Genomic DNA, 21,001 nt, shown 5'->3' on the forward strand with positions numbered 1-21,001 from the left:
GGTGGGGTGTCCGGGGCGGGTCAAGGGCGTGTCGTCCGTGCGAGGTGCGGGATCAGGCTTCCCGGCCGGGCTGCAGGTAGTCGGCCATTTCTTCCGCCGGCACCATGCTGCCGCCGGTGGCCCACACCAGGTGGTGCGCCGCCGCCAGGCGCTGCGGGGTGAGCCCCATGCGCTCGCGGTAGCCCTGGGCTTCCGTCAGCACGCGCGCCATGCCCGGCATGCCGGCCAGCGCCGAGGGCTCCAGCGCGATGCCTTCCTGCTGTTGCAGCAGCGCCAGCAGGCGGTAGAGCTCGTCGTCACTCACGGTGTAGTAGCCGTCGATCATCCGTTCCATCGCCCGCCCGACGAAGCCGGAGGGACGCCCCACCGCCAGGCCGTCGGCGGCGGTGACGTTGTCGATGCCGAAGTCCTGTACGGCGACGTGGTCATGTAATCCGGTGAGCACGCCCAGCAGCATGCACGGCGCGTGGGTCGGCTCGGCGAAGATGCAGTGCACGTGGTCCTGGAACGCCAGCTTCAGGCCGAACGCCACGCCGCCCGGGCCGCCGCCGACGCCGCAGGGCAGGTAGGCGAACAGCGGGTGCTCGGCGTCGACGACGATGCCGGCCTGGTCGAACTGACGCTTGAGCCGCTCGGCGGCGACCGCGTAGCCGAGGAACAGCTGCGGCGAGTTCTCGTCGTCGACGAAATGGCAGCGCGGGTCGCCGGCCGCCTGGCGCCGTCCTTCGGCCACCGCCGCGCTGTAGTCGGAGGGGTATTCCACCACCGTGACGCCGTGCTCGCGCAGGCGGCGTTTCTTCCATTCGCGCGCGTCGGCCGACATGTGCACCGTGGTGCGGAAACCCAGCTTGGCGCCGATCAGGCCGATCGACAGCCCGAGGTTGCCGGTCGAGCCGACGGCGATGGCGTACTGGCCGAAGAAGGCGCGGAAGGCGTCGCTGTCGAGCCGGGCGTAGTCGTCGTCAAGGTGCAGCAGGCCGGCGGAGAGGGCCAGGTCTTCGGCGTACTTGAGCACCTCGTGGATGCCGCCGCGCGCCTTGATCGAACCGGAGATCGGCAGGTGGCTGTCGAGCTTGATCAGCAGGGTGCCGACGGAGTCGATGCCGTAGCGCTGGCACAACGCCTGCTGCATGGCGGGGATGGCCTGCAGCGGGGATTCCAGGATGCCGCCGGCGTCGCGGGTTTCCGGGAAGGCGGCGCGGAAGTAGGCGGCGAAGCGTTGCAGCCGGGCGCTGGCCTCGGCCACGTCGTCCACGCCGAGGCCGACGTGGGGCAGGGCTTCTTCAAATGGCGTAATGGCCGGGTTGAACCAGCTGCATTCCTCCAGCGCGACCAGTTTTTCCAGCAGGGGATGGTCGCGGTACCACTGTTGCAGGGTTTTGCCGTGAATCATGGCGTGCTCCTTGGCGCCCGGAGGGCGAATGGCCGTATTAGGCCAGAGCGGACGCCGACGGACAAACGATGGCTGCTCATGGCATGGATGAAACGGGTTCAGCCATGGCGCGGGCGGTCCCCGCTTACAGCACCGCCCACATGCCGATGATCAGGATCAGGATCACCACGCCGGTCATGATCTGGGCGGTGCTGCGCTCCTTCTGCAGCGCCTGCTGCAGTGTCGTCTGGCGCGACTCCAGGGCGCTCACGCGCTGTTCCAGGTGGGCGCGCGTCTCTTCCTGCTGCGCCATGTTCTGCAGCATGGCTTCGCCGCTGTATTCGGTGATGTGTTCCTTGTCCCATACCCCGAGCAGCTTGTTGACCTTGTCCTTGAAGAACAGGGCGTTCTTCTGGTTGCTGTCCTGCCATTCGAACTCGAAGCCCTGGCGCGCAAAGAAGGCGTTGCGCTGCAGGCGCTCGTCCTCGCTGCAGGTGGCGGGCAGGGTGACCAGCCCGGGGCTGACGGCGTAATCGGGGTAGATGCCCTTGATCCAGCCGATGACCTGGGCCAGCAGGAAGGTGTCGAGCCCGGCGTGACGGAAGGTCTCGCTCGCCATGACGCCGCCCTTGGGGCCGAAGGTGGCGGTGCGGCTGGGGTGATCGGCCCGCACCCAGGCGCTGTTGTAGACGGTGTGGAATTGCGCGTCGTCGCCGCCGAACGGCTGCCACTGGGTGCCGGCCGCGGCGGCGTAGCCGCGGAACTGCAGCCGGAAATAGTCGGACTGGCCGGTCATGGCGCGGCTGCGGTGCAGTATGCCGTAGATCGCCACGCCATCGCGCGACAGCATCAGCACGGTCTCGCCCAGCGGCATGGCCTGGCTGGCGAGGTAGGCTTCGCTCTCGGGTGCCGGCAGCGCCGGTTTCTCGGCCGCCGCGACGACGGGCTTCTTGGTGTTGGGCAGGCTATCCATGGCGCAATCATAACGCAGGCCACCGGCGCTCGGGTGGCGCACCCCCGTGATGTTGTGGTGCGCCACGGCCTTCTTGTGGTGCATTGCGCAAATCCGGCGGCGGCACAAGCCGGCTCCAGAGCTGGCATGGCGTTTGCAAAGAGTTCTCCTGCGGCTTCGTTGTTTCGGGGCCGCGCGAGTCGGTCTCTCGTTTCGTTAGCCTCTTTTACGTGTGTAAGCCTCGCCTGGAGGATTCGTCCTTCAGGCCATTTTTTTGCCCGTCGCCTGCCCGTCTTCCCGGCCTGCCGTGCCGCACGGCTTGGCGCTATACTGCCGTTTTTCGTCACCGGGGGTGCCGCGATTCGTCGCGGCTGAGAGAGACCCCGCAACCTGATCTGGGTCGTGCCAGCGGAGGGAGCGTGACGGTGCCGTCAGGCATCGGCGCCGGCCGTGGCGGCGGCCCGAGGCCGGGGCCGTGTTTGCCCCGTTTTGCCCTGGCAAGACGGAGGCGGAGGCCCCGCGATCGGCAAGGAGAGTGTTCCTATGTTCAAGAAAGTGCTGTGGCTGGCGTTGTGTACGAGCGCGCTGGGCGCCCAGGCGGCCGAACTGCGCGTGCTGACGCACAGCTCGTTCGCGCTGTCCAAGGAACTGCTGGCGGGGTTCGAGCAGCAGTCCGGCGTCAAGGTGGTGGTGATCAAGGCCGGCGACGCCGGCGAGATGGTCAACAAGCTGATCCTGACCCGCGCCAATCCGATCGCCGACGTAGTCTACGGCATCGACAACACGCTGCTCGGCAAAGCGCAGCAGGCCGGTGTGCTGGAGCCGACCGCGAGCCCGGCCGGCGCCGCCGTGAAGCAGACGCTGCCGGGGATGGTGAGCGTCGACTACGGCTACGTCACGCTCAATTACGACAAGGCCTGGTTCGCCAGGCAGAAGCTGGCGCTGCCCACCTCGCTCGACGAGCTGACGCGCCCGGCCTACAAGAACCTGGTGGTGGTGGAAAACCCGGCGACGTCGAGTCCGGGACTGGCCTTCCTGCTCGCCACCGTCAAGGGCCTGGGCGAGGAGCCGGCCTTCGCCTGGTGGGGCAAGCTGCGCGACAACGGCGTCAAGGTCGCCAAGGGCTGGAGCGAAGCCTATTACACCGATTTCAGCAAGAACGGCGGCAGCCGCCCGATCGTGGTGAGCTACGCCACCAGCCCGGCGGCCGAGGTGTTCTACAGCAAGGAGAAGTTGGCCGAAGCGCCGACCGGCAACCTGCTGCTCAAGGGCGGCGTGTTCCAGCAGGTGGAGGGCGTGGCGCTGGTCAAGGGCGGCGGGCAGAAGCAGGCGGCCAGGCAGTTCGTCGACTTCCTGCGCTCCGGCGCGGTGCAGGCCGACCTGCCGACGCAGATGTGGATGTACCCGGTGCTGCCCGGCGTCAAGCTGAACCCGGTGTTCGCGCTGGCGCAACAGCCGACGGCGCACGATACCCCGGACAGCCGGGCCATCGCCGCCAAGAGCGCCGGCTGGGTGAGCCGCTGGACCCGCGTGGTGTTGAAGTCCGGCTATTGAGAACCCATTGCATTCGCCGGCCGTGCCGGCGCGTCTCGAGTGCCGGCGGTACTGCGTGCGCATCCATCGCTGAGCCAATCTCTGTGTGCAAATCTTTGATTTGCCCAGCGACAGATTGGCTCGCAGGGATTCGCTCCGCGATCAGGAATCCTCATGTACCTTGTGTCCATTCCGGTTCCGGTGCTGCGGCAGTACTCAACCTGCCTTGGCTCGCTCGTTTACTGCAACGGGGTTCCAGCTTGGCTTGATGGATGTTTCTCATGTGGCAGCCGAACTGCCGTTTGTCTTTGTCGAGGGCCGCGATGCGTGCCGTGTTTTCCCGCCAGGCCCTGGCCTTGCTGCCGCTGGCGTTTCTCACCCTGATGGCGCTGGCGCCGTTGGCGCGGCTGCTGTACGAGGGCGGCAGCGGCTTTTCGGCCAACCTTTTCCAGGACGACTACCTGCGCTGGCGCCTGCTCTGGTCGCTGACGCAGGCCGTCGTCACCTGTGTGCTGGCGCTCGCCATCGGCCTGCCGCTGGCCTGGGTGCTGGCGCGTTTCGCCTTTCCCGGGCGGGCGCTGATCCTGCGCCTGTTGCTGCTGCCGTTCGTGATGCCGACGCTGGTGGCTGCGCTCGGCGTGCTGGCGCTGTTCGGCCCGCACGGCGTCACCGGCCTCAACCTGCAGGACACGCCGTGGCTGCTGCTGTACGGCAACCTGTTCTACAACCTGCCGCTGGTGATCCGCGCCGCCAGCGAGGCGCTGGCCACGGTACCGGCTTCGCGCCTGGCGGCGGCGCGCACGCTCGGCTGCACCGCCTGGCGCGCCTTCTGGCGCGTGGAGTGGCCGGTGGCGCGGCCGTGGCTGGCGTCGGCGTTGTGCCTGGTGTTCCTGTATTGCTTCTCCGGTTTCGGGCTGGCGCTGCTCTTGGGCGGGCAACGTTACGCCACGGTGGAGGTGGAGATCTACTCGCTGGTGGCGTACGAGCTGAACCTGGCCGACGCCGGCGCGCTGGCGCTGCTGCTGCTGTGCCTGAGCGGCGGGGTGGCGTTCGGCTACGCCTGGCTGGAGCGGCGCCTGGCCACGCCGGGCAAGGTCGAGCCGCTGCCGCCGCGTCCGGCGGTAACCCTGCCGGAACGGGCGCTGCTGGCGGGTGCGCTGGCCTTGCTGGCGCTGTTCGCCGCGGCGCCGCTGTTGGCGGTGGCCGTGCGTGCGCTGTCGGCCGGGGTCGAGGCGTGGGCGGTGCTGGGCGAGGGCGACACGCTGGCGGCGCTGGCCAACACCCTGCGCTTCTCGGCGCTGGCGCTGACGCTGGCCGCGGTATTGGGGTTGGCGCACGCGCTGGCGGCGCAGCGCTGGCTGTGGCTGCGCGCCGCCGCCTTCCTGCCCTTCGTGCTGTCGCCGGTGTGCGTGGCGTTCGGCCTGTTGCTGCTGTACCCGGGGTGGAGCGCCAGCCTGGCGCTGCTGCTCGGTGCCTATGCCCTGCTGGCCTATCCCTTCGTCACCAAGAGCGTGGCGGCGGCGCTGGACGGCGTGCCGCCGCAATGGCCACAGGCGGCGCGCACGCTCGGCGCCAGCGCGCCGCGTGCCTTCGTCCGCGTGGTGTGGCCGCTGCTGCAGCCGGCGTTCCGGCGCGGGCTGGCGTTCGCCGCCGCCACCGCGCTGGGCGAATTCGCCGTCACGCTGTTCCTGTCGCGCCCGGAATGGACCACGCTCACCACGCTGATCTACCAGCGCCTGGGCCGTCCCGGCGCCACCAACCTCGATGCCGCGCTGGTGTTGTCCAGCGTGCTGATGCTGTTTGCCGTGAGCGCCTTCGTCATCATCGAATGGCCCGGGCGCCCGGCCAAGGATTCCGACCATGCTTGAGCTCGTCAACCTGTGCAAGGCCTTCGGCCAACGTGTGGTGGCCGACCACCTGTCGCTCACCGTCGCCGACGGCGAAACGCTGGCGCTGCTCGGGCCGTCCGGCTGCGGCAAGAGCACGCTGCTGAAGATGATCGCCGGGCTGGAGCGGCCCGACGCCGGGCAGATCCGGCTCGGCGGGGTCGATCTCACCGCCCTGGCGCCGGAAGCGCGCCAGGTGGCGCTGATGTTCCAGGATTTCGCGCTGTTTCCGCATCTGGATGTGCGTGACAACGTCGCCTTCGGCCTGATCGAGCGGCGCCTGCCCCGGCGCGAGGCCTACGCCCGGGCCGAGCGTGCGCTGGCCGAACTCGGGCTCGCCGGCTACGGGGCGCGCCGGGTGTGGACGCTGTCCGGCGGCGAACAGCAGCGCGTGGCGCTGGCGCGCGCGCTGGTGACATCGCCGCGCCTGCTGCTGCTGGACGAGCCGTTCTCCAGCCTCGATGCCCACCTGCGCCAGAGCCTGCAGGCCGAGTTCCGCCGCCGGCTGGCCGCCGCGCGCATCCCGGCGATCCTGGTCACGCACGACCGCGCCGAGGCGTTCGCGCTGGCCGACCGCGTGGCGGTGCTGCAGCAGGGCAAGGTGGTGCAGTGCGGCCGGCCGCAGGAGCTGCTGGCGGCGCCGCGCAACGCCTGGGTGGCCTCGTTCATCGGCTACCACAACGTGCTGGACGACGGCGTGCTGCCGGAGCAGGCCTTCCTGCTCGGGCCGGCGCATCCCCCGGCGCGCGTGGAGCGGGTGGACAGCCTCAGCGAGGGCATCCGCGTCGAGCTGACGCAGCAGGCGGCGCGTTTCACGCTGACGCTGTCGGCGCGCGAGGCGGCGCAGTTTCCCGAGGGCCTGCGCGCCGGGCAGAACATCGGGCTCGGCATCGACCGCAGCCGGCTGATCCGCTTTGCCGGGGCCTGAGGAGAAGAGGGGGCGGGCAAACAAAAACGGCACCCGGTTTCCCGGATGCCGTTCTGATCTGATGTGCGTCGACGCTTACTGCGCAGCGGAGGCGTTGCCCGCCGGTGCGGCCGCGCCACCCAGCACCTTGGCCACTTCCCACTGGCCGTTCTTGACCTGGTAGATGGTTACGGTCGGGTTGAGGCGGTCGCCCTTGGCGTCGAACTTCACCGGGCCGGTGACGCCGGCGAATTCCACCTTGGACAGTGCCGGCAGGTACTTGGCCGGCTCGGCCGAGTCGGCCTTCTGCATCGCCGCCACCAGGGTGCGTACGGCGTCGTAGCTGTACGGCGAGAACACCGCCACGTCCTGCTTGAACTTGGCCTTGTACTTCTCGCTGAAGCTGGTGAAGCCCGGCATCTTGTCGTTCGGCTGGCCGGCGGTGGAGGCGTAGTTGCCTTCGGCGTCGGCGCCGGCAAGCTTCAGGTAATCCGGGGTGCGGGTGCCGTCGCCCGAGAGCAGCTTGGCGGAGAGGCCAAGGCGCTTCATCTGCTTGGTGAGCGGGCCGGACTGGGCTTCCATGCCGCCGAAGAAGATCACTTCCGGCTTCAGCGCCTTGAGGGTGGTCAGGATGGCGGCGAAGTCGGTGGACTTGTCGTTGGTGAACTCGCGCTTGACGATCTCGGCGCCGCCGGCCTTGGCGGCCTTCTCGAACTCGTCGGCCAGGCCCTGGCCGTAGGCGGTGCGGTCGTCGATGATGGCGATCTTCTTGGCCTTCAGCTCGTTCACGGCGAAGGCGCCCAGCGCCTGGCCCTGGGCGGCGTCGTCGGCGATCACGCGGAACGCGGTCTTGTAGCCCTGCTGGGTGTAGCTGGGCGAGGTGGCCGACGGCGAAATCTGCGGAATGCCGGCGTCGGAGTAGATCTTGGACGCCGGGATGGTGGCGCCGGAGGTGACGTGGCCGATGACGCCGGCCACTTGCGCGTCCACCAGGCGCTGCGCGACCTGGGTGGCGGCTTTCGGGTCGGCCTGGTCGTCTTCCGACACCAGCTCGAACTTCACTTTCTTGCCGCCGAGCGAGACGCCTTCGGCGTTCAGTTCGTCCACGGCAACCTGCGCGCCGTTCTCGCTGTCCTTGCCGTAGTTGGCGGCCGGGCCGGTGATCGGGCCGGCGTGGCCGATTTTCACCACCAGCTCGTCGGCGGCGGGGGCGGTCTTGGCGGCGTCGGCGCTGGTTTCGGCCTTCTGGCCGCAGGCGGCGAGGCCGGCGACGGCCACGGCGATGCAACTCATCTTGATGAGGGTCATGGGATCTCCAAACGATCGATCTTGAAACGATAAGGCCCGGACTGTGCCGGGCTTGCTTGTTATCGGACCGTCCACGGCGTGTGCCCTGGCCGCGAGCGGTCTATGGGATAAATTCTACCGCGTAACGACGCTGCAGTGCAGCATAAAAGCCATGATTTTTGGCCGAAAAGCAGACAAATTCACTGCCTGTGTGGCATCGAGGCGGTGCTGCTTGGGGCGTTAGCCGGGCGGGGTAGCGGCTGCCATGCCGCCATGCCGAACGCTTGGCGCCGGGGCGTACTCACGCCGTCAGGAACGGGCGCAGGGCTTCGGCCAACCTTTCCGGCTGCTCCCACTGGATCATGTGCCCGGCCTCGGGGACGGTGACTTCGCTGAGCCGGGCAAAGCAGGCGCGCCGCTCGTCCAGCGTGGCGAACACGCCCTTGGCCATCGGGTGGTCCCACATGTCGCCGCCGATCACCCACAGCACCGGGCAGGCGATGCGCCGCCAGCAGGCCTTGGCTTCTTCCAGCCGGTACAGCACCGGGTTGACCATCTTGTGGCGCGGGTCGGCGCGGTAGCGGAGTGCGCCGTCGATCTCGTTGGTCAGCGCCGCCGCCAGGAAGCCGGCGCGGGCGCTGTCCAGGCGCGGATTGCGCTCGATCAGGCGCGCCGCGACGTCGTCCAGCGTGCCGAGCGGCTGGTAGCCCGGCGTGGTGTGCTGTTCGCGCAGCCAGCGCGCGTAGCGGCCGGGTGCCTCTTCCGGACGTGTTGCCGCCAGCCCGAAGCCCTCGACACAGATTAGCCGCGCGACCCGCTCCGGGCGCACCCCAGCGTAGAGGCCGGCGATCATCGCCCCCATGCTGTGGCCGATCAGCGTCACCGGGGCGTCGGGCGCGTAGTGCTGTAGCAGCGCATCTAGGTCGGCGAGGTAGTCCGGGAAGTAATAGCTGCCGCGGTTCCATTCGCTGTCGCCGAAGCCGCGCCAGTCCGGCGCGATGACGTGCCAGCCGTCGCCCAGCGCATCGACCAGGAACTGGAAGGTGGCGGACGAATCCATCCAGCCATGCAGCATGAACAAGCGTGGCGCGCCGTCCGCTCCCCAGTAGCGCACGTGGTAACGGTGCTGGCGCAGGATCACGGTTTCGGAGCGGGAGGGGAGGACGGGCAGGGACATGGCGCGGGCGATCGGTCACAGACGTGGGCGTAGTGTACCGTCATCGCCCGCCCCGGCGACAGGGTTGGCCGAAGCCATGAAAAAACCCGCTTCCGGAGAAGCGGGTTTTTTGCCGTACAGAAACGTCAGTTGCTTAGCGGTCGACGTTGTAGTTCGGCGCTTCCTTGGTGATCTGCACGTCGTGCACGTGCGACTCGCGCATGCCGGCGGAGGTGATCTCCACGAAGCCGGCCTTGGCGTGCATCTCTTCGATGGTGCGGCAACCGAGGTAGCCCATCGAGGAACGCAGGCCGCCGGTCAGCTGGTGGATCACCTGGGCGATCGGGCCCTTGTACGGCACGCGGCCTTCGATGCCTTCCGGCACGAACTTGTCGACGTTGGCCTCGTTGTCCTGGAAGTAGCGGTCGCTCGAGCCCTGGGTCATGGCGCCCAGCGAGCCCATGCCACGGTAGGACTTGTACGAACGGCCCTGATACAGCTCGACCTCGCCCGGTGCCTCTTCGGTGCCGGCGAACATGCCGCCCAGCATCACGCAGTTGGCGCCGGCCGCCAGGGCCTTGGCGATGTCGCCGGAGAAGCGGATGCCGCCGTCGGCGATCATCGGCACGCCGGTGCCCTTGAGCGCTTCCGACACGTTGTGGATCGCGGTCAGCTGCGGCACGCCGACGCCGGCCACGATACGCGTGGTGCAGATCGAGCCCGGGCCGATGCCCACTTTCACCGCGTCGGCACCCATGTCCAGCAGGGCCAGGGCGGCGTCGGCGGTGGCGATGTTGCCGCCGATCACGTCGATCTGCGGGAAGTTCTTCTTGGTCCATTGCACGCGGTCGAGCACGCCCTGGCTGTGGCCGTGGGCGGTATCCACCACCACCACGTCGACGCCGGCGGCGGCCAGCGCGGCGATGCGCTCTTCGGTGCCGGCCCCGACGCCGACGGCGGCGCCGGCGCGCAGGCGGCCCTGGCTATCCTTGCAGGCGAACGGGTGTTCGCTGGTCTTGATGATGTCCTTGACGGTGATCAGGCCCTTGAGCTCCCACGCGTCGTTGATCACCAGCACGCGCTCCAGGCGGTGCTTGTGCATCAGCTCGCGCGCCTCGTCGATGCTGGCGCCTTCCTTGACCGTCACCAGGCGTTCGCGCGGGGTCATGATCGAGGAAACCGGCTGTTCCAGGCGGGTCTCGAAGCGCAGGTCGCGGTTGGTGACGATGCCGACCACCTTGCCATCCTGTACCACCGGCAGGCCGGAAATGCGGTGCTGGCGGGTCAGGTTGATCAGGTCGCACACCAGCATGTCCGGGGCGATGGTGATCGGGTCTTTGACGACACCGCTCTCGTAGCGCTTCACCTTGGATACTTCCTGGGCCTGGCGCTCGATCGACATGTTCTTGTGGATGATGCCGATGCCGCCTTCCTGGGCCATGGCGATGGCCAGTCGGGCTTCCGTTACCGTGTCCATGGCTGCGGACAGCATGGGCAGGTTGAGGCGGATGTTGCGGGAGAGTTGGGTGTGAAGCTGAACGTCGCGCGGCAGTACCGAAGAGTGGGCCGGGACGAGGAGAACGTCGTCGAAAGTATAGGCTTTCTCGATGATACGCATCTGGCGTTTCCTTTGCGGCAAATAAACATTATATCGAAAGACGGGGGCGCTTGGCAAAAGCCGCGTGCAGCGCTTTGCCGCGGCCGTCGACGTGACCGTACAATGCCCGGCATTGCCGCGGTATTTTAAGAGGGGGAGGGTGACATGAAACATCGCTGGTGGCTGTGCACTTTTATCCTGCTGTCCTTGCCGGCCTGGGCCGAGGTCTACACCTGGAAGGACGCCACCGGGCGCACCGTGTATTCCGATCAGCCGCCGCCGGGACAAAAGGCCAGCCAGCTGAACATCAGGGTGACGCCGCCGCCCAAGGCCGAAGCGTCGACGCCCGCCGCCAAGGCCGTGGACAAGGGGAACGACAAGGCCGATCTGGCCCGGCAGGCCGAGGAGCTCAACCGCAAGATCCGTGCCGAAAACTGCCTGCGCGCCAAGAGCAACCTGTCCAGCCTGCAGCTCAACGGCCGCATCCGCCTGCCGGGCAGCAACGCGCTGGCCAGCGATGCCCAGCGCAACGACATGATCCGCCAGTCCGAACAGGACGTGGCAACCTGGTGCAAGTGAGCGCGGGTAAATAAAGCGGCGGCGTCCGCCATCCCGGTCCAAAGAAGCTCTCTGTACTTTAGGTACGGCAGCGCTTCTCCAACCAGCCTGGCGGCGCGGCGGTGACCGCAGCAAATCCCCGTGGGACGATGTCTTCCCCCCGCTCCAAGACGAGAGTTTCAGTGACTAGCAGCACGACGTTCGACCCCAAAGCCATCCTGACCCACCTGCCCAACCTGCCCGGTGTCTACCGCATGCTCGACGCGGCCGGCAAGGTGCTCTACGTGGGCAAGGCCATCGACCTCAAGAAGCGCGTCAGTTCCTATTTCCAGAAAAACGACCTGAGCCCGCGCATCCAGCTCATGGTGCGCCAGATCGCCGCCATCGAGACCACCGTGACGCGCTCCGAGGCCGAGGCGCTGATCCTGGAAAACAACCTGATCAAGGCGCTGGCGCCGCGTTACAACATCCTGTTCCGCGACGACAAGTCCTATCCCTACCTGATGTTGTCGGCGCACGCCTACCCGCAGCTGGCCTATTTCCGCGGCGACCCGAAGAAGCCGCACCAGTATTTCGGGCCGTATCCCAACAGCTACGCGGTGCGCGAGAGCATCCAGATCCTGCAGAAGGTGTTCCGCCTGCGCACCTGCGAAGACGCGGTGTTCGCCAACCGTTCGCGCCCCTGCCTGCTGTACCAGATCAAGCGCTGCTCGGGACCGTGCGTCGACCACATCGACGAGACCGCGTACCGCGCCGACGTGGCCAACGCCGTCGCCTTCCTGCAGGGCAAGCAGAACGAGCTGATCGATAGCCTGACCGACCGCATGCTGGCCGCCTCCGCCGCGATGGAGTTCGAGCAGGCCGCCGCACTGCGCGACCAGATCCAGGCGCTGTCGCGGGTGCAGGAGAAACAGTTCGTCTCGAGCAATGTCAGCCATGACGCCGACGTGGTGGCGGTGGCCGAGCAGCAGGGCATGGTGTGCGTCAACCTGGTGATGGTGCGCGGCGGCCGCCATCTGGGCGACAAGAGCTTCTTCCCGCTCAACAGCGAGGGCAGCGACGCTTCGGCCAACCTCGAGGCCTTCCTGGCGCAACATTATCTGGGGGCGCCGCTGCCGCCGGTGATCATCGTCAACGGCACGATCTCGCCCACGCTGCGCGACTACCTCGAGCAGCAGGCCGAGCGCCGCCTGGCCATCGTGGGCAACCCCATCGGCGAGCGCCGCGTCTGGCTGGAAATGGCCGAGAAGAACGCCCAACTCGCCATCCAGCAGAAACTCGCCAGCCACGCCACGCAGAGCCAGCGTCTGGCCCGGCTCAACGAGGTGCTGGAGCTGGAAGGAGTGGAGCGGCTGGAGTGCTTCGACATCAGCCACACCCTGGGCGAGGCCACCGTCGCCTCCTGCGTGGTGTACGACCGCGGCGACATGCAGCCCTCCGAATACCGCCGCTACAACATCACCACCGCCAAGGCCGGCGACGATTACGGCGCCATGCGCGAGGTGCTGACGCGCCGCTACAGCAAGTTGGCCGAAGGCGAAGGCAAGCTGCCCGACGTGGTGCTGATCGACGGCGGCAAGGGCCAGGTCGGCGTGGCGCTGGAGGTGTTTGCCGACATCGGCCTCAACCTCCCCATCGTCGGCGTGGCCAAGGGCGAAGAGCGCAAGCCGGGGCTGGAAACACTGATCCTCCCGTACCGGGAAAAGACGCTACAATTGCCGCACGACCATCCCGCGCTGCACCTGATCCAGACCGTGCGCGACGAGGCGCACCGCTTTGCCATCACCGGCCACCGCGCCCGGCGCGGCAAGGCGCGCACCGCCTCCTCGCTGGAAGAGATCAACGGCGTGGGAGCCAAGCGTCGCCAACGGCTGCTGACCCGGTTTGGCGGATTGCGCGGGGTCATGGCGGCCAGCATCGACGACCTCGCCCAAGTGGAAGGCATCAGTCAGACGCTGGCCGAAAAGATCTACAACGCCCTGCACTGAACACAACAAGACCAGAACGATGCCGTTTAACCTGCCGATATTTCTGACCTGGCTCCGGGTGGCCCTGATCCCGATCTTCGTCGCCATCTTCTTTCTGCCCGACTCGCTGCTGTTGGCCGACATGCGCAACATCACCGGCGCCGTCATCTTCGCGCTGGCCGCGGTGACCGACTGGCTCGACGGCTACCTGGCGCGCAAGCTGGGGCAGACCTCGGCCTTCGGTGCCTTCCTCGATCCGGTGGCCGACAAGCTCATCGTCGCCGCCTCGCTGATCTTGCTGGTGCAACTGACGCGCACCCCCGGCTGGATGGCGATGATCATCATCGGGCGCGAAATCGCCATCTCCGCCCTGCGCGAGTGGATGGCCGAGATGGGCACGCGCAAGAGCGTGGCGGTGGCCTATATCGGCAAGCTCAAGACCGCCGCGCAGATGGTGGCGATCCTGCTCCTGCTTTACGCCGGCCCGATCGTGCCCGGATTGAGTACCCTGGTGCTGGGTAACGTGTTCATGGTGCTGGCGGTGATTTTGACTTTGTGGTCAATGGTTTACTACCTGCGCATGGCGGCGCGCGAGTTTGCCGGTAAAAAAATCGATCTCTGAGCTGTTGACAGGGGTCGATAAATCCTTATAATTCGCAGTCTCTCGACGCAGCAATGCAGCGAGACAGTGAAAGACAAAGCGGGAATAGCTCAGTTGGTAGAGCGCAACCTTGCCAAGGTTGAGGTCGCGAGTTCGAGCCTCGTTTCCCGCTCCAGTTTCATCGATTCGCCTAGCGGGTCGATACGCCAGTCAATGGCGGGGTGGCAGAGTGGTTATGCAGCGGCCTGCAAAGCCGTGGACGCCGGTTCGATTCCGACCCCCGCCTCCAGATAAAAAGCCCTGATAATTCAGGGCTTTTTTCTTTTTTACCCTGTGCGTGTTCATGGCGCGCCGGCCGTGGAACGTGCGGCCCGGCTTCCGGGATGGGGCCTCACGAACCGTGAGGGGCGACGGAAAGCACGCGATCGCCGGCCTTGGCCGGGAGGCCCGGACTGACGCAAACACCCGTCAGGGCCTGATCGGGCCTGAGTCTGATTGCCTGTGGGGGCGCTCTGGGCTAGAATCTCGCCTCCATGCCCGGGTGGTGAAATTGGTAGACACAAGGGACTTAAAATCCCTCGCCGCAAGGTGTACCGGTTCGACCCCGGTCCCGGGCACCATACTGAACTGAGTGACAGACGAGACCGTAGCGCCAGCTGCGGCTTTTTTGTATCCGGGGTGCCGTGGCGAGACTGTCTCGCCGTGGGCACCTGCAACGTGATGTTTTCCTGCCCACGAAGATGGGCGCCGGACGAGCTGGGGTTTCACTTTTGCCGGAGTTCTGGCATAAGATACGCCTTCTGTGGGCGTTACCGGTCCTGTAGCCGGCGGTAGCGTTTGGAAAATGAGGCGTGCATCAGCAAGCCTCGGTCGGGTGGAGGATGTTCCGCCGGCCATCAACCGACTAGATTGAAGTTCATGAAGCCAAATACCGAAACGGCACTGGGTGCTGCTCTCAAGAACGCTGTGCAGAGTCTGAGCAAGAAAAAGCAGACCGAAATGATCGCCGAGCATGTGTACAGCAAGTTCGAAGTGTTCCGCCAGTTCCGTCCTCTGGCCATCGGCATCCACGAAAGCCTGATCGCCGCCTTGCCGCAGTTCGACGCCGTGCTGATCGCCCGCGTGGTCGCCAATCATTGCCGCAAGCCGCGCTATGTCAAGGCGCTGGCACGCGGTGGCAAGCGTTTCGACCTGGCCTGTAAGCCGGCTGGCGAAGTGACGGCGGAAGAAAAGCAGGCCGCCGAGGGCCAGATGGCCGCCAAGGTGGCCGCCGTCGCGGCTCCGGCCGAAACTGCCGCTGCCACGGAGCAGCCGGCCGAATAAGCCAGACGCTGCGGCGCCGGCAAAAAACCCTCCTTGTGCCCTTGTGGCCGGAGGGTTTTTTCATGTCCGGGTCTACACTGAAACCGGTGCAGGCCGTAACCGCGGTAGGATGCTCTCTCACGATCGTTTCCAAGGACAAACGCATGCGCTGGCTCATCGCTCCTGATTCCTTCAAAGGTTCGCTCGCCGCCCGTGAGGTGGCCGAAGCCATGGCGCGCGGCATCCGGCGCGCGGAGCCGTCCGCCGACTGCCGCTTGTGCCCGATGGCGGACGGCGGCGAGGGGACACTCGACGCCCTCCACGCCACGCTCGGGGGCGAATGGCACCGCGCCAGCGTGCATGACGTCGAGGGGCGTCCGTGCGAGGCGGAGTGGCTGCTGCTGCCGCATGGCGTGGCGGTGGTGGAAGTGGCGCGTGTGGTCGGCCTGCCCGACGTCGGCGCCGCCAGCGTGCATGAGCGTGACACGCGCGGTGTCGGCGAACTGATTCGCGCCTGCCTCGACGCCGGGGCACGCCATATCGCGGTCGGCCTCGGCGGTTCCAGCACCAACGACGGCGGCGCCGGCTGCCTGGCCGGGCTGGGGGTGCGCCTGCTGGACCGCGAAGGGCAGACTCTGGCGCCGCGTCCCGATCAGCTGGGACGCGTGGCGGCGCTCGACTTGTCCGGGCTGGACGCACGGCTGGAGGTGACCAAGCTGGAGCTGTGGTCCGACGTCGACAATCCGCTGCTGGGGCCGCGCGGTGCAACCGCGGTGTTTGGTCCGCAGAAGGGTGTCGCCCCCGATGCCGTGGCGCGGCTTGACGCCGCCATCGCCCGCTTTGCGGCCGTTGCCGATCATGCCTTCGGCCAACCTTGTGCCGAGCTGCCGGGCAGTGGTGCCGCGGGCGGACTGGGTTACGCCCTGCACCTGCTGGGCGGCCGCTGCCATTCCGGCGCCACGGCGCTGGCGGAACTCTCCAGCCTGAGCGACGCCATCGCCCAGGCCGATTGGGTGCTCACCGGCGAGGGCTGCAGCGACGGCCAGACCCTGGCCGGCAAGGCACCGGCCAGGGTGGCCGAACTGGCGCGGGCGGCCGGGGTGCCGGTCAGCCTGCTGTCCGGGGCGGTGCTGCCGGATGCCGAAGGACAGCTGGCTGCGCATTTCGACGGATGCTTCTCATTGTGCAGCCGCCCGTTGACGCTGGAGGTGGCGATACAGCAGGCCGCACCGTTACTGGAGCAGGCGGCGGAGCAGCTGGCGCGCCTGGTGCTGGCGGGAAGGAAGGGGCCATGAAACGGCAAATGGGGCCGACCGTGCTGGAAGTCTGGCGGGGGGACATCACGCAGCTCGACGTCGATGCTATCGTCAACGCCGCCAACAGCAGCCTGCTCGGCGGCGGCGGCGTGGACGGGGCCATCCACCGCGCCGCCGGACCGGAACTGCTGGCCGAGTGCCGCACTCTGGGCGGCTGCCCGACCGGCCAGGCGCGGCTGACACAGGGCTACCACCTGCCGGCGCGCCACGTCATCCATACCGTCGGGCCGGTCTGGCACGGCGGGGCATCCGGCGAAGCCGAATTGCTCGCCTCGTGTTACCGGACCAGCCTGCAGCTGGCCGCCGAACACGGCTTGCACAGCGTGGCGTTCCCGGCGATTAGCTGCGGCGTCTACGGCTACCCCGTGCCTGCGGCCCTGTCCATCGCCTGCGAGACGGTCGCCACCTGGCTGCAGAGCCACGAACATACCATCACCGAGGTGCGCTTCGTCGCCTATGGCGAGGCGATCCGTCAGCAATGGGAGCAGGCGCTGGCCGTCTTGGCACTCCCGGGGTGAACCGACCGGCCATCGTCTTGTCTGACTCTCTCGCCGCCGCCGTCGCGCGCTGCGGCGGGCTGCGCGTTCCTACGATATAAACAAACGGTCTTGGTCACGGTCGATAGCAACTATATGATGACAGGTGATAACGTGTGGCCACTTTTTGGTTAAGGGAGAATAAGCAATGCGCATCGCCAATACTGTTACCGATCTGATCGGCAATACTCCGCTGGTCCGCCTCAACCGCCTCACCGCCGATTGTGGCGCCACCGTGGCGGCCAAGCTGGAGTTCTACAACCCGGCGCACAGCGTCAAGGACCGTATCGCCGTGGCGATGATCGACGCCGCCGAAAAGGCCGGCAAGATCGGTCCGAACACCATCATCGTCGAGCCGACCTCGGGCAACACCGGTATCGGGCTGGCCATGGTGTGCGCCGCGCGCGGCTACAAACTGCTGATCACCATGCCGGAAACCATGAGCCGCGAGCGGCGCATGCTGCTCAAGGCGTACGGTGCCGAGCTGATCCTGACTCCGGGGCCGGATGGCATGGGCGGCGCCATCGCCAAGGCGCGCGAGCTGGTCGAATCCGACCCCGACACCTACTTCATGCCGCAGCAGTTCGAGAACCCGGCCAACCCGGAAATCCATCGCAACACCACCGCCGAGGAAGTCTGGAACGATACCGACGGCCAGGTTGACATCTTCGTCGCCGGCGTGGGTACCGGCGGCACCATCACCGGTGTCGGCGAGGTGCTCAAGGCGCGCAAGCCCGGCGTGAAGATCGTCGCCGTGGAGCCCGAGGGCTCGCCGGTGCTGTCCGGGGGCGCCAAGGGGCCGCATCTGATCCAGGGCCTCGGCGCCGGTTTCGTGCCGTCCATCCTCAATACCTCCGCCTACGACGAGGTCGTCCGCGTCAAGAACGACGACGCGTTCACCACCGCCCGTGCGCTGGCCAGCCAGGAAGGCCTGCTGGTAGGCATCTCTTCCGGTGCGGCGGTCTGGGCGGCGTTGCAACTGGCGCGGCAGCCGGAAAACGCCGGCAAGCTGATCGTGGTGGTGATCCCCTCGTTCGGCGAGCGCTACCTGTCCACCGCGCTGTTCGAAGACCTGGCCTGAGTTCCCCGGCCGGTGCGGGCGGCCCGGTGCCGCCCGCGCTCCTGAGAGACATGAAACGTGACGATGAAGAAGCTTGTCCTTCCCCTTGCGGCCGCCGTGGTGCTGAGCGCCTGCGGCGTGCTCCCGACCCTGCCAGAGTCCGGCGCCCCGCAGCCGCACCGTCGGCCGCCGGTTGCCGCTCCCACCAAGGTGGACCTGCTGCTGAAGGAGGCCAACAGGTTGGCCGAAGAAGTCAAAGCCGGGCGCCTGAGCCGCACCGCCGCCGCCGATCAGCTCAATGCCTACCGCTTGCGTGTCGCCGGCCCCAACCTGGTGGATGACAATACCTTCGCCGCCTACCGATACATTGCCGTGGAGCGCGATGCCGGCCGCATGAACCCAGCCGAGGCGCAGGACAAGATGGAAGTCAAACTGCGCGAATGGCTGCGCGCCTGGCCCAAGCTGCGCCAGAAGCCAGCCGATCCGGCCTTCACCAACTTCCTGCTCAAGGTCTATCGCTTGCCACCGCTGGGTTATTGATTCGGTGTCCGTCGTTGCCGCGAACCCGGCCGGTAGCGTGGGGTGATCGGCTCGGCGCGGGAGTGGACCGCCACGCTGCGACCCGTGGCGCTAGCGTGCTCCTACCGCGTCGACGTGTTCTCGCTTCCTTGCATTTTGCTTCCCATCCCTTCTGGAATGAACCATGGCCAAAACGCCATCCACGACATTGTGCCCCTGCGGCAGTCGCCATCCTTATGCCGACTGTTGCGGCCGCTTCATCGAGCACCCCGAGTGCGGCGCTCCGACGGCGGAAGCGCTGATGCGCTCGCGTTATACCGCTTACACCCTGGGATGCGAAACCTATCTGCTGGCGACCTGGCAGGAGGCCACGCGTCCGGCCGGGCTCGACCTCGCCGACGATGCCGGCAAGGTGAAATGGCTGGGACTGGACATCCGCCGCACCGAGCAGGGCGGGGTGAACGACCAGACCGGCATTGTGGAGTTCGTGGCCCGCTACAAGGTGGGCGGGCGAGCCCATCGCCTGCACGAAACCAGCCGTTTCCAGCGCGATGACGGCCGCTGGTTCTATCTCGACGGCGCACTGCACGAGCACTAAATCCATTCTATTGGCATATACTATCGCCCGGAGGGCACGCCCGTTTTTTTCCTATCCATCGTGGCGTTTCCCTCCTGCTGTCCTATTGTTAGAAGGGACGTTTTAGTAAAGCGTGTGAGAGGGGGAAAATGGGTAACGCCATGGAGCAGTTGTTGTCCGGTTTTTCGCAGTCGACAGGCCAGAACGAGCCGTCCTGCGACCTTTCCAGTTCAGCCATTCGCCTGGTGAAGGCGCCCGTGCGCGCCGACCTGAGTCTGCAGCTCGAGGCGATGGCGCATGTGCTGCACACCACTCCGGAATGTCTGGCAGGCGCCATCCTGAATGCTGCCATCGTCGATCTGGAAGATCATCTCGGCGAAGCGCTGCTCGGCAAGGTGCAGCAGGAGTGCCAGGTCATTCTGGACGCCAGCCGGCCAGAAAATAATCCCAGCGTCGTTTTCAACAGCGGCGGTACTTGAGCTTTTCTTGTCCGCCCCGCATCGGTACCGGTACCTCACGGACGGCGCTTTCGGCCGTGATGGCTGCCGTATTGGACGTGAAAAGATCTGAATCAATACAGGACAACAGCGCAGAGCGGCCTGCTTTGCGCGGCCCGGGCATTTGTTCGGCATTGCAAAGCATTTTCTTTCAGTTTTAGGAGCGAAGATGATGGCAAAGGCGTTGGATGAACTGGTCACCCGTCTGGAGCACTGTCGCGAGCAGGGGCGTTGTGCCAAGGCCGTACTGGATGTGGTGGCCACGCGGGACCTGTCGGTTCCGATCGATCACGAAACCTGCGGCGAATTGCGGGCGCTGGCGCAGGTATTCAGCTGCGAGCCCGCCGAACTGGCCAGTGCCATCCTGCGGGCAGCCTGCATCGATTTGCAGGAACATCTGGACGACGACCTCGACAAGCTGGCCGCGGCCGCCGAACAACTGGTCAACGACCCGTGCGTCGGGATCGCCAGCGAGGAACTCTAGCGGTACCCGACCATTTCAGCAGTGAACTGGCCACAAGAAAACCGGCAGGCTTGCCGGTTTTTTTTTGCGTCGTTCTTACTGCCTCGCCTTGATCAGCGGCTATCCGGTCAGAGCAAGGCTTCGATTTTGCTGGCCAGTGCTTCCGGCTTGGTCAGCGCCGAGTGGCGCGCCACGATGTGGCCCTGGCGGTCGATCAGGAACTTGGTGAAATTCCACTTGATGCGGCGTGTGCCCAGCAGGCCCGGCTTGGCCCGCACCAAGTGATGCCATAATGGGTGCGCGGTGGCGCCGTTGACGTCCACCTTGCTCGCCATGGGGAAACTCACGCCGTAGTTCTTCTGGCAAAAAGCCCCGATTTCGGCATCGCTGCCAGGCTCCTGCCGGCCGAACTGGTTGCAGGGGAAACCGATGACCACCAGCCCGCGATCGCGGTAGCGCCGGTACAGCGCCTCCAGGCCTGCGTATTGTGGGGTGTAGCCGCACTGGCTGGCAGTATTCACCACCAGGATAACCTTGCCGGCGTAGTCCTGAAGCTTGGCCGGAGAGCCATCCAGCAGGGTGAAGTTGAAGGCGTAGAGTGGGGCGGACATGATCGGGTGTCGTGGGTGAACGGCCTTGCATGGTAGCCAGTAATGGCCCCGCTTCCTAGTTTGTGCGGCGGCAGGCCGGCCGTGCGTCTCGGAAACGGCGAACTAGATTTATACCAAATACATGTTTTGGCATAAAAAAAGGGACGAGCGGCAAGGGGGAACCGCAACGCCCCAGTAAGAAAGGTTTGCCCACACATTCTTGCGTGTTTGCCTTCGATAAACCATTGAGAACCTAGTGTTTATCGTAGTTCACCTGCCGGAAATTGCGAGTCACTTTTGCACCCCCGAAAGCACAAAAAAAATC

The 21,001-nt window shown here is 66.4% G+C and carries 20 protein-coding genes, 3 tRNA genes and 1 riboswitch; of the genes, 17 read left to right on the forward strand and 6 right to left on the reverse strand.

Annotated elements, in window-relative coordinates; all coding sequences use genetic code 11:
- Positions 1 to 52 precede the first annotated feature (52 nt).
- Positions 53 to 1,393 carry a D-serine ammonia-lyase gene (gene dsdA / locus AC3WG5_RS18390; protein WP_492570131.1) on the reverse strand — a complete coding sequence of 447 codons (1,341 nt, stop codon included), beginning with the start codon at positions 1,391 to 1,393 and terminating at the stop codon, positions 53 to 55.
- A 124-nt stretch (positions 1,394 to 1,517) separates the two neighbouring features.
- Positions 1,518 to 2,429, reverse strand: coding sequence for a hypothetical protein (locus tag AC3WG5_RS18395; protein WP_492570133.1), 912 nt, complete (start codon positions 2,427 to 2,429; stop codon positions 1,518 to 1,520).
- Positions 2,430 to 2,662: 233 nt separating this feature from the next.
- Positions 2,663 to 2,759, forward strand: a riboswitch (TPP riboswitch).
- Between the two features lie 108 nt (positions 2,760 to 2,867).
- Here AC3WG5_RS18395 and AC3WG5_RS18400 point away from each other — a divergent pair.
- From AC3WG5_RS18400 to AC3WG5_RS18410, 3 genes are all read left to right on the forward strand, one after another.
- Entirely contained in the window at positions 2,868 to 3,878 is a 1,011-nt protein-coding gene (locus tag AC3WG5_RS18400) for a thiamine ABC transporter substrate-binding protein (protein WP_492570134.1), read from the forward strand.
- A 302-nt stretch (positions 3,879 to 4,180) separates the two neighbouring features.
- The gene (locus AC3WG5_RS18405) at positions 4,181 to 5,725 is read left to right on the forward strand and encodes an ABC transporter permease (RefSeq protein ID WP_492570136.1); all 1,545 of its coding nucleotides are present in this window, start codon (positions 4,181 to 4,183) and stop codon (positions 5,723 to 5,725) included.
- Positions 5,718 to 6,671: an ABC transporter ATP-binding protein gene (locus AC3WG5_RS18410; RefSeq protein ID WP_492570138.1), complete on the forward strand. Its 954-nt coding sequence runs from the start codon at positions 5,718 to 5,720 to the stop codon at positions 6,669 to 6,671. The genes AC3WG5_RS18405 and AC3WG5_RS18410 overlap by 8 nt, the downstream gene beginning before the upstream one ends.
- Positions 6,672 to 6,746: 75 nt before the next feature.
- Here AC3WG5_RS18410 and AC3WG5_RS18415 read toward each other — a convergent pair whose 3' ends face one another.
- The 3 genes from AC3WG5_RS18415 to guaB form a co-directional block, all read right to left on the reverse strand.
- Complete coding sequence (locus AC3WG5_RS18415) at positions 6,747 to 7,958, reverse strand: branched-chain amino acid ABC transporter substrate-binding protein (protein ID WP_492570140.1); 1,212 nt, start codon at positions 7,956 to 7,958, stop codon at positions 6,747 to 6,749.
- Positions 7,959 to 8,238: 280 nt separating this feature from the next.
- On the reverse strand, positions 8,239 to 9,114 hold the full coding sequence (locus AC3WG5_RS18420; RefSeq protein WP_492570142.1) for an alpha/beta fold hydrolase: 876 nt from the start codon (positions 9,112 to 9,114) through the stop codon (positions 8,239 to 8,241).
- A gap of 133 nt (positions 9,115 to 9,247) precedes the next feature.
- Positions 9,248 to 10,711 carry an IMP dehydrogenase gene (guaB, locus tag AC3WG5_RS18425; protein WP_008955051.1) on the reverse strand — a complete coding sequence of 488 codons (1,464 nt, stop codon included), beginning with the start codon at positions 10,709 to 10,711 and terminating at the stop codon, positions 9,248 to 9,250.
- Positions 10,712 to 10,855: 144 nt separating this feature from the next.
- Here guaB and AC3WG5_RS18430 point away from each other — a divergent pair, with 144 nt between their 5' ends.
- The 14 genes from AC3WG5_RS18430 (at position 10,856) to AC3WG5_RS18495 (ending at position 20,107) form a co-directional block, all read left to right on the forward strand.
- Positions 10,856 to 11,269 carry a DUF4124 domain-containing protein gene (locus tag AC3WG5_RS18430; protein WP_482584290.1) on the forward strand — a complete coding sequence of 138 codons (414 nt, stop codon included), beginning with the start codon at positions 10,856 to 10,858 and terminating at the stop codon, positions 11,267 to 11,269.
- Positions 11,270 to 11,430: 161 nt separating this feature from the next.
- Positions 11,431 to 13,236 carry an excinuclease ABC subunit UvrC gene (gene uvrC, locus AC3WG5_RS18435; RefSeq protein WP_492570145.1) on the forward strand — a complete coding sequence of 602 codons (1,806 nt, stop codon included), beginning with the start codon at positions 11,431 to 11,433 and terminating at the stop codon, positions 13,234 to 13,236.
- A gap of 19 nt (positions 13,237 to 13,255) precedes the next feature.
- Positions 13,256 to 13,837, forward strand: a complete 582-nt coding sequence (pgsA, locus tag AC3WG5_RS18440) for a CDP-diacylglycerol--glycerol-3-phosphate 3-phosphatidyltransferase (protein ID WP_008955054.1) — start codon at positions 13,256 to 13,258, stop codon at positions 13,835 to 13,837.
- A 78-nt stretch (positions 13,838 to 13,915) separates the two neighbouring features.
- A tRNA-Gly gene (locus AC3WG5_RS18445) sits at positions 13,916 to 13,991 on the forward strand.
- A gap of 40 nt (positions 13,992 to 14,031) precedes the next feature.
- A tRNA-Cys gene (locus AC3WG5_RS18450) sits at positions 14,032 to 14,105 on the forward strand.
- Between the two features lie 246 nt (positions 14,106 to 14,351).
- Positions 14,352 to 14,436 (forward strand) — tRNA-Leu (locus tag AC3WG5_RS18455).
- 298 nt (positions 14,437 to 14,734) lie between these two features.
- On the forward strand, positions 14,735 to 15,139 hold the full coding sequence (locus tag AC3WG5_RS18460) for a ProQ/FINO family protein (RefSeq protein ID WP_008955055.1): 405 nt from the start codon (positions 14,735 to 14,737) through the stop codon (positions 15,137 to 15,139).
- 143 nt (positions 15,140 to 15,282) lie between these two features.
- The gene (locus AC3WG5_RS18465) at positions 15,283 to 16,413 is read left to right on the forward strand and encodes a glycerate kinase (RefSeq protein ID WP_492570147.1); all 1,131 of its coding nucleotides are present in this window, start codon (positions 15,283 to 15,285) and stop codon (positions 16,411 to 16,413) included.
- A complete protein-coding gene (locus AC3WG5_RS18470; protein WP_492570149.1) occupies positions 16,410 to 16,952 on the forward strand; it encodes an O-acetyl-ADP-ribose deacetylase in 543 nt (180 codons plus the stop codon). Before AC3WG5_RS18465 ends, AC3WG5_RS18470 begins: the two co-directional genes overlap by 4 nt.
- 166 nt (positions 16,953 to 17,118) lie before the next feature.
- Positions 17,119 to 18,051: a cysteine synthase A gene (gene cysK, locus AC3WG5_RS18475; RefSeq protein WP_014088099.1), complete on the forward strand. Its 933-nt coding sequence runs from the start codon at positions 17,119 to 17,121 to the stop codon at positions 18,049 to 18,051.
- A gap of 63 nt (positions 18,052 to 18,114) precedes the next feature.
- Positions 18,115 to 18,570 (forward strand): hypothetical protein, encoded by a 456-nt coding sequence (locus AC3WG5_RS18480; RefSeq protein ID WP_008955059.1) that lies wholly within the window; start codon positions 18,115 to 18,117, stop codon positions 18,568 to 18,570.
- 163 nt (positions 18,571 to 18,733) lie between these two features.
- The gene (locus tag AC3WG5_RS18485) at positions 18,734 to 19,147 is read left to right on the forward strand and encodes a YchJ family protein (protein ID WP_008955060.1); all 414 of its coding nucleotides are present in this window, start codon (positions 18,734 to 18,736) and stop codon (positions 19,145 to 19,147) included.
- A 140-nt stretch (positions 19,148 to 19,287) separates the two neighbouring features.
- Positions 19,288 to 19,605, forward strand: coding sequence for a hypothetical protein (locus tag AC3WG5_RS18490; protein ID WP_232503483.1), 318 nt, complete (start codon positions 19,288 to 19,290; stop codon positions 19,603 to 19,605).
- A 187-nt stretch (positions 19,606 to 19,792) separates the two neighbouring features.
- Positions 19,793 to 20,107: a hypothetical protein gene (locus AC3WG5_RS18495; RefSeq protein ID WP_008955062.1), complete on the forward strand. Its 315-nt coding sequence runs from the start codon at positions 19,793 to 19,795 to the stop codon at positions 20,105 to 20,107.
- A gap of 107 nt (positions 20,108 to 20,214) precedes the next feature.
- Here the strand turns inward: AC3WG5_RS18495 and AC3WG5_RS18500 are convergent, their stop codons facing one another.
- Entirely contained in the window at positions 20,215 to 20,697 is a 483-nt protein-coding gene (locus tag AC3WG5_RS18500; RefSeq protein WP_008955063.1) for a glutathione peroxidase, read from the reverse strand.
- Between the last annotated feature and the right edge of the window lie 304 nt (positions 20,698 to 21,001).

Source organism: Pseudogulbenkiania sp. FW507-F1 (assembly GCF_058781125.1).